We start from the raw sequence: 12,829 nt of genomic DNA, 5'->3' as shown, positions 1-12,829 counted from the left end.
ATGAATGTCTCACGTCAACGATCCACAGCAAAAGGCGACACCGAGCGGGGAAGCGGCCCGGCTCCAGAGCGTGGACCTCGGGCGCGCACGAAACGGCTGATGCTGGAGACGGCGACACGGCTGATGCAGGCGGGCGTCACGCCGTCGGTCAGCGAGGTGGCGGAAGCGGCGGAAGTTTCCCGCGCCACCGCCTATCGCTATTTCCCCAGCCAGGCGGCACTGGTGCAGGCTGTCGTCGACGAGGGGCTTGGTCCGATCCTGACCTGGCAATCGACCTCGGCGGATGCCGAGCGCCGGGTCGCGGAGCTTTTCGATACGGCCATGCCGCGCATCGAGGCTTTTGAAGCAACGTTCAAGGCGGCGCTGAAGCTGTCGCTCGATCAATGGGCGCAACGCCAGGCCGGCACGCTGGGCGGTGAGCCGGCCTTTACGCGCGGTCATCGCGTCGATTTGCTGCAGCAGGCGATCGCGCCGCTCAAGGGCCAATTGCCGCCGCGTGAGTTCAAACGCCTTGCGCAGGCGCTGTCGCTGGTCTTCGGCGTCGAAGTGCTGATCGTGCTCAAGGACATCTGGGGCCTGGACAGCGGCAAGACCCTGGCCGTCGCCCAGTGGGCGGCCTCAGCGCTGGTGCGGCAGGCGCGACTCCGGACGCCATCCTGACCAGCGGCGGTGGCGGCGTGAGTTGGGCATGGAGGAGGGCTGGACGAAGGCGGATGCAGGATATGAGACTTCTCCCGATGCGGACCGATTGGGGGGTCGTCGAGGGCAATCCGGGGCGGTAGCCGCGGTAGCTCGGAGCGAATCTGGTTCGACCAGATTTGAAGGTCGGCGATTTCAATAATTTTGGGGATTGGCGTTTTGCGAACGGGATGAAGGTGGAGAACTGCCAAAAATGAAGGAAATACGAACATATAGCGGACGTATTCAGCTTATTTTGGTGACGGCGAATTTCAAGAAAGCGCTTGACGGGCATCTTAGATTGGTAATACCAGATTAGGAAAGAAAAGGCGGATCGGGAATGACAGCCGCAGTCCATTTCGGTAGGGCGAGGAGGATCATACGGATGTCACGTGTTCCGTCCGCACGAGGTGGCGCATCGTGACGCAGACGTCGCCTCGCGCCAGTGCCGGCAAGGGGATTGCGCTGCGCCTCGATGGGCTCAGCAAGGCCTATGGATCCGTGCGCGCCATCAACGACCTGAGCTTCTCCGTCGACGAAGGCCGCTTCTTCGTACTCTTCGGGCCGAGCTCGGTTGGCAAGACGACGACGCTGCGCACTATCGCCGGCCTCGTCCAGGCCGACTCCGGCACGCTTGAGATAGGCGGCCGCGACATGACCCATGCGCCGATCGCCGGCCGCGGCATCTCGATGGTCTTCCAGTCTTTCGCGCTTTACCCCCACCTCACGGTCTATGACAATCTCGCCTATCCGCTGCGCGAGGAGAAAGCCGCGCGCGCCGAGATCGACAAGCGGGTGAAAGAGACCGCCGAGATCCTGAGACTGACACACCGCCTGAAGGCCAAGCCGGCAACGCTGTCCGGCGGAGAGCAGCAGCGCGTCGCGCTCGGCCGCTCCCTGATCCGCCGGCCAAAGATTCTTCTCCTCGATGAGCCGCTCACCAATCTCGACGCCAAGCTTCGGCACGAGACGCGCGCCGAGCTGAAGCGGCTGCACCGCCAGTTCGGCATGACCGTGATCTATGCCACGCCCGACGAGCTCGAGGCTCTCTCGATGGGCGAGGCGATCGCCGTCATGCGCGATGGCGGCATCGTCCAGATCGGCACGCCGGACGAGCTTTACGAGCAGCCGACCCATACCTATGTCGCCAGCAAGATCGGCTCGCCGCACATGAATCTGTTCACGGCCTCGGTGCGCGCCGACACCAGGTCTTTCGACACGCCGCTCGGGACTCTGGTTCCGGCGACGGCGCCAAAGACTGCCGATGCCGGCGAGGCCGCGCTGATCGGCATTCGCCCGAGCGACATTCGGCTCGCCGCCAAGGGCGAAGCCGGGGTTGCCTCGAAGGTGCATCTGGTCGAACCGCTCGGCGACATCACGATCGTCTCGGTCGTGGCCGGCGGCGAGATGTTGCGCATGGTGCTGCCGGAAGCGATCGCCGCCAGCATCAGGACCGGCGATTCGGCATCGATCGCCATCGATAACAGGAAAATCCACGTCTTCCGCGCCGCGAGCGGCCAGGCAATGACCTGACGCGAACGGCGAGAAGCAATCCGGTTAACCAAGGGAGGAAACGTGAATGACGGCGATGACCAAAGTGAAAGGGCTAGCGACAGCCGCAAGCTTCGCTGCCACGCTACTGGTGGGAGGCGTGACCTATGCCTCTGCCGAAGAAGTGACGTTGACGATGGCGGTGCCGGATTGGCCCCCGACCCGCATTATGAAGAAGTTCTTCGACGAGCAGTACAAGCCCAAGTCTGGCAATACCGTGAAGCTCGATGTCGATTTCATTCCGTGGCCGGATTTCTACACCCGCGTCAACGCCTCGTTGACCTCGGGCGAAAAGAAGTACAACTTCATCGTGTCGGACTCGCAATGGCTGGGCGCCTTCGTCGAAGGCGGCTACTTCCGCAAGATCAACGATCTCATCGATGCCGACCCGGAACTCAAGGCGACGATGGAGTCGATGCATCCCGCCGTGCTCAACGCCTATTCGACCTATCCCAACAGCACGCCGAACTACTACGGCTTCCCGCAGTTCCCGGACGTGCTGGTCACCTACGGCCGCAAGGACGTGCTCTGCAACGCCGACGAGCAGGCCGCCTTCAAGGCGAAGTACAATGAGAAGCTGCCCTGCACCGGCGAAGAAATCGACGCCATGGACTGGAACACGTTCGAGCATGTTGGCGAATTCTTCCAGCGCAAGAAGGGCGACAAGCTCGCCGGCCAGGTGCTGGATGACGATTTCTACGGCATCGCCTATCAGGCAGGCAAAGGCTACGACTTCTCGACGAGCTCGGTCCACTCGTTCGTCTGGCAGCATGGCGGCGGCATCTGGGATGAAACCAAGGCCCCGACCGGACATGCCGAAGGCGTTGTAAACTCCCCGAAGTCCATCGAGGGCATGGAGCATTTCCTCAAATTGCTGAAGTTCATGCCGCCGGTGGTCAAGACCGGCACCATGGACATCTTCGTCTCGGACCAGTTGTTCCGTGAAGGCAAGGTGGCCATGAACATCGACTGGATCGGTCTCGCCGAAGCCTCGCTCGATCCCAAGACGTCGAAGGTTGCCGACAAGCTGGTGTTCGGATTGGCGCCAGGCCTGCGCGGTCCCGACGGCAAGGTGAATCGTACGTCACAGATCGGCGGACAGCCTTTCGTTCTCACCACCTGGACGACGCCTGAGCAAATCAAGGAAGCGGTGGGCTTCGTGAAGTGGTGGCTCTCGCCTGATATCCAGAACCAGTTCGCCGCCGGCGGCGGCCAGTCCGCGATCAAGTCGGTCTACAGCGATCCGAAGTATGTGACCTATCGTCCGTGGGACCGCGCCTGGGCGAACTCGCTCGACTGGCAGAAGGACATGTGGCACGTGCCGCAGTTCTTCGAACTGCTCACCCAGCAGCAGGACCAGTACGACCTGGCCATCACTGGCAAGCAGGACGCCAAGACCACCCTGGATAACATCGCCAAGTTCCAGGAGGACCTTCTGAAGAACGCTGGCCTTATCCAGTAACCTTCCGACATAGCTGCGGGGAGCGGGCAAAAGCCGCTTCCCGTCATTGCCACGTCAGGCGCTCCATATTTCGGACTCCCATGACCGCTGTTTCAAGCACGCTGCTGACACCACGCCTTACCACGGTTGTTGCCCACAACTGGAAACTCGCCATCGCTGTCGCTGTCGTCGTGTCGGCCATATCAATGGCGGGCTTGCCGGCGGCTGTCTCCTTCTGGGTGGTGGGCGCCACGGCGGCGTTGGTCGCGGCCGCATTTACCGTCAACGCGTATCGCCGCCACTACTTCGGCGCCTTGCTGGTCGCTCCGGCAATCGCCGTTCTGTTTGTAATGAATATCTTCCCCCTGCTGTGGTCGCTGGGCCTTTCGTTCTTCGCCTACCAGGCAAACCAGCAGACGATCCGCTTCGTCGGACTCGGGAACTACACCCGGATCCTTACCAACGATCTGGCTGCTCACGCGACTTGGGGCGCGCTGATCAATACCGCCATGTTCGTCGTGTTCACCGTCTCCGCGCAGATGATCGTCGGCTTTCTGCTGGCCATCCTGTTCGCCAAGCAATTTCCGCTGCGCAAGTATTTGTTGATCCTGGTGCTGACACCGATGATGCTTTCGGTTGTCGCCTCTGGCGTGTTCTTCACCTACTACTATGACCCGACATTCGGGATTCTCAGCTACGTCATCAATTCCATCTCCGGCAACCAGTTCATCCTGATGAGCAACAAAGTCGGTGCCGTGGCGGGAATCGTTTTCGCCGACGCATGGATGTGGTCGCCCTTCGTCATGCTCCTTGTGCTGGCGGGCCTCGTCTCGGTGCCGAAATACCTTTACGAGGCCGCTGCCATCGACCGTATTTCCAGCTGGCGGCAATTCTGGATGATCACCTTCCCCTACATCCGCGGCCTTCTGATGTTGGCCCTTCTCTTCCGCACTATCGAGGCATTCAAGCTGGCGGATCTCGTCATCCTCCTCACCAAGGGCGGCAACGACACACTGACGATCTCCTATCACTTGATCCGCATCGCCAACGAGCAGAACAAGACGAGTGAGGGCGCGGCGATCTCCTATCTGATGCTGTTCATGGTGATCGTTCTCACCAACCTCTACCTGTACCTCGCAAACCGCCGTACGCAGGGAGCATAACCCGTGGTCGAATCGATATTGGGAAAGCTCGGCTTCCGCAGGGCCAGCGGAGTAGACGAGGCCGGCTGGGGGCGGACGCTCGCCGTGGCCGTCGTCGCTTTTATCTATTTTCTGCCGGTGCTGTTCATCATATTCACCGCCTTCAAACCGCAGGGCGACGCGCTCCTGGTGCCTCCGACGCTGTCGCCCACGTCGCTGTTCGGCTTGATTCCGGACCATTTTGTGTTCAAGCCAACCCTCGAAAATTTTGGGTCCGTCTTTTCCCGCTCGATGACGCCGGACGGTGCCCCGGAAGCGACAGGATTCGACCGTTATTTCTTCAACTCGATCTTCATCGCCTCGGCGTCGGTGCTGCTGGCGCTGGTGATCGGCACCCTGGCGGCCTTCGGCTTCTCGCGCTATCCGCTGAAAGGCAATGACACCTACCTGTTCATCATCCTGACCACGCGCATGCTGCCGGCGATTGTGGTGATCATTCCGGTGATCCTGATGTTCCGCGTGGTGGGCCTGTCGGGCTCGTATCTCGGCATCATCATGCTCTACACCGCCTTCAACCTGGCCTTCACCATCTGGATGATGAAGAGCTTCTTCGATGAATTGTCGCTAGACGTCGAGGATGCCGCCCGCATCGACGGATCGTCCGGAATGCGGGTGTTCTTCAAGATTTGCCTGCCCCAGGTCATTGCCGGGCTCGCCGCCACGTTCGTGTTCGGCCTGATCCTCACCTGGAACGAGTTCCTCTTCGCCCTGTTGCTCTCGGGGCCCGACACGAGGACGGTCCCGGTCGCCATGAACCAGGCCGTGTCGTCGGGTGGACGCGGCACCGACTGGACTTTGCTTGCCGCCATCGAAACCCTGTTCCTTGTCCCAGTCTTCCTGGTCACCTTCTTCTTGCAAAACCATCTGTTGCGCGGCGTTACCTTCGGCACGGTGAAGCGCTGAGATGTCAACCATCGAACTCCGCAAAGTCACCAAACGCTTCGGCTCCTTCACCGCGGTCAAGGACGTTGACCTGTCGGTAGCCGCCGGTGAGGTCGTCTGCCTTCTCGGCCCGTCCGGCTGTGGCAAGACGACGACCTTGCGCGTCATCGCCGGGCTGGAACGCGTCACTGACGGCGAGATCGTCGTCGCCGGCAAGGTGATGAACAACCTGCCGCCCGAAAAGCGCGACATCGCCATGGTGTTCCAGTTCTACGCGCTCTACCCGTCGGCATCGATCGCCGAGAACATCGCCTTCCCGCTCTATCACGACGGCATTTCCGGGGCTGAGCGGACTGCCCGCGTCAACCGCGTCGCCGCGATCCTCCACTTGGAGCACGTTCTCGACCGGCTGCCGAACCAGATATCCGAGGGCGAAAAGCAGCGCGCCGCCATGGCCCGCGCCATCGTCCGCGACCCCAATTGCTTCCTCTTCGACGAGCCCTTGTCGCGTCTCGATGTCGAACTGCGCCAGACCATGCGTGGCCAGATCAAGGAAGTGCTGCAGGGCCTCTCCAAAGCGACCGTGATCGTGACCCATGACCAGCTCGAAGCGCTCACCATGGCCAACCGAATCGCCATCATGAAGGACGGCCTGATCGAGCAAGTCGGCTCACCCCACGAGGTATTTGCCAAGCCCGCCAATGCTTTCGTGGCGAGCTTCATCGGCACGCCGCAGATGAATCTTCTCGAGGCCGACCTCAAGACCTTCGCCGATGGCACGGCGGACATGACCGTGGCCGGCACTAGTCTGGCGATCCGCACGGACGCGGCGGTCGCGCGCCTGCAGCCCGGCAAGGTGACGATCGGTGTCCGCCCCCGCGCCTTCACCCCGACCGATACGGGGGACCGTGGCACCATCTCCGCCCGGGCCGAGCTCATCGAGCCCATGGGCGCCGAAACCCTTATTCATGCCCGCACGGCGGCAGGCGCCGACATCCGCGTCGTGGTGACGAGAAGCCAGCGGGTCAAGGTCGGCGAGGCGCTGAATCTACGCCCCGATCCCAGGCAAACGCATGTCTTCGATGGCGCCGGAAAGGCGGTGCGGTCATGAGCGACAGTTCTTCCGGCATGAGCCGGGCCGGCGCGTTCTGCCTCGAGGTCTTCATCATTGGTCTCGGCGTCGTGGCGCTGGTGCTGATCTTCCAACCCTTTTCCATCGGCCTGTACGCGGTCGGCAGCGGTCTCGTGGTGCTTGCCGGACTCATCAACAACCTGCTGCCGTTGGCCCAGCCGGGCGTCAAGGTGCGCAGTGTAGTGACAGTAGCGCTGGTCGTGGCGCTGGTCTTCTGCATTGTGCTGCTGGTTTCGATCACGGCGGCGCATCTCTACGGCGTCTTCTTCCTCAATCCACCGGACCCCAACACTCTCGCCGGCAAGGCGCAGCTCGCCACGCCGCCTTTCTACAAGCAGGCTTTCGTGTGGGAAATCGCCGCCGCGGCGGTGATTCTCGCGCTGGCCGTCACCGCTCTCAACAAGACAGCGCGATGATCAGCAGCTGACGCTATCCGGCAGGTCGCGCTCGCGCCGGTCCACGACGGTCGGTGTGCGTCGCCTCTCAACTCTCACGCCGTCATCCTCCGGCTTGACCGGAGGACCCGATGCCGAGATCAAGGATCGTGTCGATCGCGCGGCCCGTACGCTACGCATCGAGCATCTGCTCAACCGCAAGACCGATCGCCTGTCAGGCGGCGAGATGCAGCGCGTCTCGATCGGCCGCGCCATCGTGCGCAAGCCGCGCGTGTTCCTGATGGACGAGCCGCTGTCGGCGCTCGACGCCAAGCTGCGCGAGGCGCTGCGCACGGAACTGAAGAACCTGCAGATACAGCTCGGCGCCACCTTCCTGTTCGTTACCCACGACCAGATCGAGGCGATGTCGATGGGCGACAAGGTCGGCGTCTTGAACCACGGCCGCATCGTGCAGACCGGCACGCCGCACGAGATCTACAACAATCCGCGCGACACCTATGTGGCGAGCTTCGTCGGCTCGCCGCCGATGAACCTCATCGACGGCAGACTGGTGAACGGCCGCGCGGTGATGGCGCCGCTGAATTTCGAACTGCCCTTTTCGGGGGGAGCCAAGGCGAGCTCGGCGACCGACGGTCGCCCGCTCGTCTTCGGCATCCGTCCGGAAGACGTCTATCTCGAGAGCGGCGCGCCGGTCGAGGCGCGCGTCCATGATGTCGAGAACCATGGCGTCGAAAAGATCCTGACGCTGCGCGTCGGCGATACGACGCTGCGCGCCACGGTGCCGGCTAGGACCGATGTCGCCATCGAGCAGCCCGTGCGCTTTGCCTGGAACCCGGACAAGGTGGTGCTGTTCGACAAGGGCAGTGGCGTCAGCTTGCGTCACGCCGGATAGAGCGTCCGGTTATTTCGCCAAGTAGGTCTCGTAGGGCGTGTCGTTGATCAGCAAGATCACGCACTCCGTGTCGGACAGGCAAGCGTCGTCATGCATCTCGTTGGCCTTCTGGGTCCAGTAGGATCCCGGAGGCAGTTCGACCTTGGTCGCTTCGCCGCCTTGCATCTGCCAATGCGCCCACAGCCCCTTTATGACCACCGCGCGATAGTCGGCGGTGTGCGCGTGAATCGGAGCGCGCCAGTTGCCTGGGACTTTCAGCAGCGTTCCCGCGGGGCCCTTGGCCCTTTCGCCCCACAGCGGTCCGAGGCGCTGCGGCTGGTCTGGCGCCTCGGCGACATAGGGGATCTTGTTGGCCGGAAGATAGCTGTCCTCAAGGGCGAAAGCCTGGCCGGAGACCACGAGCATGGGGCGAGCGTCAGGACCTTCAGATGATCTGGCATGGCTTTCTCCTTGAATCGGCCCGCTCACGGCTGGCAACGGCAAGCTATTGCATGCAGCCGGCCCGGCAATGACACAGCGTCCGGAAGACTTGGCAATTCATCCAGCCATCCAACACGGCAAGGTCCGTGCGGCGTTAGTCTAGCGTTCCTCGGAGGTGCCGTTGACGGTGCGCAGATGGCTGGGCGCCGTGCCGACGATGCGCTTGAACGCCCGGCTGAACGAAGCTTCGGACTCGTAGCCCAGTCGGGCGGCCACCACCGACACCCGCATCCGGTCTTCGATCAGCCACTGCCGCGCCTGGTGCATGCGCAGCCGGGCGACATATCGAGCCGGTGTTTCGCCGACGATTGCCATAAACCGTTCGGCGAAGGCCGAACGTGAGGCGCCCATTTCGCGTGCGAGGGCTTCGACGGTCCAGTTCCGGTCGGGCTGGCGATGAATGGCCACCAGCACGCGGCCGATGTCGCGATCCCTTATCGCCGCGGTCCAGCCGGTGGTGCTGTCGCCACCGTTCTCCACCCATGAACGGATGATGCTTGCCGCCAATACGTCGGCCAGCCGCGCCAGCATGCTGCCCGAGCCGGCGCGATTGCCGGTCACTTCGCTGGCCATGGCTTCCAGAAGGTGCGGAATGCCCGGTTCGTCCGCCATCAAGTCGCGGGCGCGCATCATGTCCGGCATCATGGCGAGCACAGGATGCGATCCTCCCAGATTGAAGTGCATGCTGCCGCAAAACAGCAGGGTTTTGGCGCCATGGCCGCCGTTCGAGACGGCGTAGACATTGTCCTGCAAAGGCTCGATGCTGTAGCTTTCGATCGGCACGGCACGGACGTCCGGCGCGCTGGCAAGGATGTGCTCGGCGCCACGCGGCAACAGCAGCGCATCGCCGGCTTTCAGCTCCGACCATTGCCGGGATGGCGAAAACAGCCAGCATCGGTGCCGGCCGATGAAGAGGAAACGCGCCGCCTCCTGGGCTGGAAAGAGCACGGCCCACGGCTCGCCAAGTTCGCAGCGGCCGTAATCGACGCCATCAAGCCGCAATCCTCGCAGCATGTCGGTCAGCGGACCGCCTGAAGCCGGAGAGACACCCTCGGATGATGTGAAATCCATGCCCGGGTTCTAGCGCGGAATCGTCAGTCCGTCACGGCCGAGATGCGTTACCCGGCCTGGCGGATGTCGGCCTGCTCCTCTGCGCGCAGATGGCTGGGCGCCGAACCGATGACGCGCTTGAAGGCACGGCTGAAGGCCGCGTCCGATTCATAGCCGAGGCGTGCGGCAACGACCGAGATCTTCATCCGGTCGCGGACCAGCCACTGCCGCGCCTGATGCATCCTGACCTGGGTGACATATTTTGCCGGCGTTTCGCCGACGATGGTGGCGAAGCGCTCGGCAAAGCCCGAACGCGAAGCACCCATCATCCTGGCCAGCGACTCGACCGTCCAGTCATGGTCGGGTTCGAGATGGATGGCGGCCAACACGCGGCCGATGTCGCGGTCCCGGACAGCGGCGATCCAGCCGGAGGAATCGCCGCAGCCACGCTCGACCCATGAGCGGATGACGGTGGCGGCGACCACATCGGCCAGCCGCGCCAGGATGCCGCCGGAGCCGACGCGCTCCATCGTCACTTCGCGCGCCATGGATTCCAACAGATGCGGAATGCCCGGCTCATAGGCTTCCAGCTCATGCGAGCGCACCACGTCCGGCATCATGCCGAGCAGCGGATGCAGGCCGTCGATGTTGAAATACATCGCGGCGCAGAACAGCAGCGTTCCCGGCTGGCAATTCTTGTCGCACATCTCCGCGTTCGACGTGCAATAGACGTCCTTGCAGACTTCCTCGAGCTTGTAGCCATGGATCGGCCAGGCCTTCGCCCCGGGTTCGCTGGCCAGTACATGGGCCTCGCCGCGCGGCAGCAGCACCGCATCGCCGGCATTAAGCTCCACCCATTCGCCGGAGGGCTGCTTCAGCCAGCAGCCCTTGCGGCCGATGAAGTGAAATCGCGCCCCTGGCTGAGCCGGAAACTGGATGCCCCAAGGCTCTTTCATCTCGCAGCGGCCATACTCGACGCCATCGAGGCGTAGGCCGCGCAATATGTCCGTCAGCGGGTCGCCCGTGATTGGAATTTTGGACGAATGGTCAAGCATAATGGGGTTTTTAGCATGGAAACTCCAGGGCGTCACTTCCTATGTTGCACTGCAGCCAAATGTTGCGCCGCAAACAAATCGCAGACCGGCCCCATGGCCAAGCCGTGACGGCAAGGCATGGAACGGGTGGAAGCCCCGGGCGGTCGTTTCTTATGTGGCGCTGCAACAGATCGGAGATTGACCATGGCCGAACCCGCAACTGATGTCATCGACGCCACACTTCTGAACCCCGCAGACACCGATGAACGAACCGAGCCGGCCTGGGGCGCCGTGGTTTCGCTGGCACTTGGCGTTTTCGGTCTCGTGACCGCCGAATTCCTGCCCGCCAGCCTGCTGACGCCGATGGCGCGCGATCTCGGCGTCACCGAGGGCGTGGCAGGACAAGCGGTGACGGCAACCGCCATCGTCGGCGCCATTGCCGCGCCCACCATGGCGATCATCACAAGGCGTATGGACCGCAGGCTGGTGATGTGGATGCTGACCTCGTTCCTCATCCTGTCCAACCTTCTCGCCACCTTTGCCGCGTCGCTGCCCATGCTTCTGTTGGCCCGCGTCGTGCTCGGGGTGGCGCTGGGCGGCTTCTGGGCAATGTCGGCGGCCATGGCGCTGCGGCTGGTGCCGATGCGGCTGATGCCGCGCGCCATGTCGATCATCCTGACCGGTGTTTCGCTGGCCACCGTCACCGCCGCTCCTGTCGGCGCCTATGTCGGCGACATCTGGGGCTGGCGCACGGCGTTCATGGTCGCGACCATCGTCGGTGCCCTGGCGCTGCTGGTGCAGTTAGCCACCATTCCGAAGCTGCCGCCGGTGGGTGTCGCGAGCTTCCGCACCTTGCTCTATGTGTTGGAGCGGCCGTCGATCCGGGTGGCCCTGCTGGTGGTGCTGCTGGTCGCGTCGGGGCATTTCGCCGGCTTCACCTATGTGCGCCCCTTCCTCGAAAAGGTGCCGATGCTCCACATCGAGACGATCTCATTGGTGCTTCTGGCCTATGGCATTGGCGGTTTCTTCGGCAATATCGCCGGTGGCTTCCTGGCCGAACGCAACCTCAAGATAGCTGTGGCGCTGGCGCCCCTGCTGATCGCCCTGGCAGCCGCCTCGATGCTGATCTTCGGCACCTCGCCGACGATCGCTGCGGTTGCCGTCGCCGCCTGGGGCTTTGCCTTCGGCGCGGTTCCGGTCGGACTGCAGAGCTGGCTGGTGCGGGCGGCACCCGACCAGGCCGAAAGCGCCGGCGGCTTGATGGTGGCGACTTTCCAGGTGGCGATTGCGCTGGGGGCCTTCCTCGGCGGCCTGCTGGTCGATCATGCCGGCGTGGCCAGCGCCTTCGCCTATTGCGGCATCGCAACGCTGCTGGCGGCCATCGTGGTGTTCCTGCGCGGCCCGAAGCAGGCCGAATAAGCTCTCATCTCCGCCTCATCCAGCGGCCCGAGAACCATCATGGTTTTCGGGCCGCTGCCGTCGTGATGGCGGCAACGAAACGGTTGAGGCTGTCCTCGACGTAGACGGCGACTTCAATCGTCGGATCGAAACTCCACCACAGCAACGATCCCTGCCAATGCGACGCCATCAGCAGGCCGATGTCCTGCGGTGAGCCGGGCGTTCCGGCAAAGCAAGGCGCGAGGGCATTGCACAGGGTTGTTTTCCAGGCGGCACCGCGCGTCCTGAGCATGGGGTCACGCAGATCCTCGCGCAGGACAAGCAGGCCCTCGGCATAGGAATCGATGCCGCCATAGCCCTGCGACAGCGCGACCAGCAATTCGACCGCGCCGGCAGGCGTTCTGGGAACGGCGGCCGCCAGCGTCCTGGTCTTGTCGTCAAGACCGTCCCAGGCGTGCAGCAAGGTGCGCTGCTTCAACCGAGCCTTGTTCCCGAAGCGCTGCACCAGGGTTGCACCGGAGAGGCCACAGGCTTTTGCCAGGCGCTCGAAGGTGAGCGCTTCCGGGCCGTGCTCGTGGATCAATCGCAATGCGGCTTCCAGCACCTGCTCGTCGGACTGGGTTTTGGGCCGGGTCATCTTGACATCCTGATATAACCGAATGATCATTTATATATGATGCGAGCGGCGCGAGCC

12 protein-coding genes and 1 pseudogene are annotated in these 12,829 nt (G+C 63.1%); 9 read left to right on the top strand and 4 right to left on the bottom strand.

Annotated elements, in window-relative coordinates:
• From ACVILI_RS31625 to ACVILI_RS31590, 8 genes are all read left to right on the top strand, one after another.
• Nucleotides 1–660 carry a TetR/AcrR family transcriptional regulator gene (locus ACVILI_RS31625; RefSeq protein ID WP_038649834.1) on the top strand — a complete coding sequence of 220 codons (660 nt, stop codon included), beginning with the start codon at nt 1–3 and terminating at the stop codon, nt 658–660.
• Nucleotides 661–1,098: 438 nt separating this feature from the next.
• Nucleotides 1,099–2,211, top strand: coding sequence for an ABC transporter ATP-binding protein (locus tag ACVILI_RS31620; RefSeq protein WP_019861308.1), 1,113 nt, complete (start codon nt 1,099–1,101; stop codon nt 2,209–2,211).
• A 46-nt stretch (nt 2,212–2,257) separates the two neighbouring features.
• Complete coding sequence (locus ACVILI_RS31615; RefSeq protein WP_019861307.1) at nt 2,258–3,691, top strand: ABC transporter substrate-binding protein; 1,434 nt, start codon at nt 2,258–2,260, stop codon at nt 3,689–3,691.
• Nucleotides 3,692–3,771: 80 nt separating this feature from the next.
• The gene (locus tag ACVILI_RS31610) at nt 3,772–4,833 is read left to right on the top strand and encodes a carbohydrate ABC transporter permease (protein WP_019861306.1); all 1,062 of its coding nucleotides are present in this window, start codon (nt 3,772–3,774) and stop codon (nt 4,831–4,833) included.
• Nucleotides 4,834–4,836: 3 nt separating this feature from the next.
• Nucleotides 4,837–5,775, top strand: coding sequence for a carbohydrate ABC transporter permease (locus ACVILI_RS31605; RefSeq protein WP_038649828.1), 939 nt, complete (start codon nt 4,837–4,839; stop codon nt 5,773–5,775).
• A 1-nt stretch (nt 5,776) separates the two neighbouring features.
• Nucleotides 5,777–6,865, top strand: coding sequence for an ABC transporter ATP-binding protein (locus ACVILI_RS31600; protein ID WP_019861303.1), 1,089 nt, complete (start codon nt 5,777–5,779; stop codon nt 6,863–6,865).
• Nucleotides 6,862–7,302 (top strand): hypothetical protein, encoded by a 441-nt coding sequence (locus ACVILI_RS31595; protein ID WP_019861302.1) that lies wholly within the window; start codon nt 6,862–6,864, stop codon nt 7,300–7,302. Before ACVILI_RS31600 ends, ACVILI_RS31595 begins: the two co-directional genes overlap by 4 nt.
• Nucleotides 7,303–7,309: 7 nt before the next feature.
• Entirely contained in the window at nt 7,310–8,173 is an 864-nt protein-coding gene (locus ACVILI_RS31590) for an ABC transporter ATP-binding protein (RefSeq protein WP_276315117.1), read from the top strand.
• A gap of 9 nt (nt 8,174–8,182) precedes the next feature.
• Here the strand turns inward: ACVILI_RS31590 and ACVILI_RS31585 are convergent.
• The 3 genes and pseudogenes from ACVILI_RS31585 to ACVILI_RS31575 all read right to left on the bottom strand — a co-directional run bounded on the left by ACVILI_RS31585 (nt 8,183) and on the right by ACVILI_RS31575 (nt 10,758).
• Nucleotides 8,183–8,613 (bottom strand): annotated as a pseudogene (locus tag ACVILI_RS31585) (DUF4437 domain-containing protein).
• Between the two features lie 139 nt (nt 8,614–8,752).
• The gene (locus tag ACVILI_RS31580) at nt 8,753–9,724 is read right to left on the bottom strand and encodes an AraC family transcriptional regulator (RefSeq protein WP_038649822.1); all 972 of its coding nucleotides are present in this window, start codon (nt 9,722–9,724) and stop codon (nt 8,753–8,755) included.
• Nucleotides 9,725–9,771: 47 nt separating this feature from the next.
• On the bottom strand, nt 9,772–10,758 hold the full coding sequence (locus ACVILI_RS31575; RefSeq protein ID WP_038649819.1) for an AraC family transcriptional regulator: 987 nt from the start codon (nt 10,756–10,758) through the stop codon (nt 9,772–9,774).
• A gap of 183 nt (nt 10,759–10,941) precedes the next feature.
• Between ACVILI_RS31575 and ACVILI_RS31570 the strand changes: the two genes are divergently transcribed.
• A complete protein-coding gene (locus ACVILI_RS31570; protein ID WP_019861296.1) occupies nt 10,942–12,156 on the top strand; it encodes an MFS transporter in 1,215 nt (404 codons plus the stop codon).
• A gap of 37 nt (nt 12,157–12,193) precedes the next feature.
• Here ACVILI_RS31570 and ACVILI_RS31565 read toward each other — a convergent pair whose 3' ends face one another.
• Nucleotides 12,194–12,772, bottom strand: coding sequence for a TetR/AcrR family transcriptional regulator (locus ACVILI_RS31565; RefSeq protein WP_457102730.1), 579 nt, complete (start codon nt 12,770–12,772; stop codon nt 12,194–12,196).
• Nucleotides 12,773–12,829 lie beyond the last annotated feature (57 nt).

The organism is Mesorhizobium sp. USDA 4775 (assembly GCF_054062655.1).
This window is presented reverse-complemented; position numbering and strand designations above follow the sequence as displayed.

Bases quoted from the DNA above. Each gene is read 5' to 3' on its own strand.
- ACVILI_RS31600 (WP_019861303.1), top strand. From the start codon at position 5,777: ATGTCAACCATCGAACTCCGCAAAGTCACCAAACGCTTCGGCTCCTTC.
- ACVILI_RS31575 (WP_038649819.1), bottom strand. From the start codon at position 10,758: ATGCTTGACCATTCGTCCAAAATTCCAATCACGGGCGACCCGCTGACG.
- ACVILI_RS31570 (WP_019861296.1), top strand. From the start codon at position 10,942: ATGGCCGAACCCGCAACTGATGTCATCGACGCCACACTTCTGAACCCC.
- ACVILI_RS31565 (WP_457102730.1), bottom strand. From the start codon at position 12,772: ATGACCCGGCCCAAAACCCAGTCCGACGAGCAGGTGCTGGAAGCCGCA.
- ACVILI_RS31595 (WP_019861302.1), top strand. From the start codon at position 6,862: ATGAGCGACAGTTCTTCCGGCATGAGCCGGGCCGGCGCGTTCTGCCTC.
- ACVILI_RS31615 (WP_019861307.1), top strand. From the start codon at position 2,258: ATGACGGCGATGACCAAAGTGAAAGGGCTAGCGACAGCCGCAAGCTTC.
- ACVILI_RS31610 (WP_019861306.1), top strand. From the start codon at position 3,772: ATGACCGCTGTTTCAAGCACGCTGCTGACACCACGCCTTACCACGGTT.
- ACVILI_RS31625 (WP_038649834.1), top strand. From the start codon at position 1: ATGAATGTCTCACGTCAACGATCCACAGCAAAAGGCGACACCGAGCGG.
- ACVILI_RS31580 (WP_038649822.1), bottom strand. From the start codon at position 9,724: ATGGATTTCACATCATCCGAGGGTGTCTCTCCGGCTTCAGGCGGTCCG.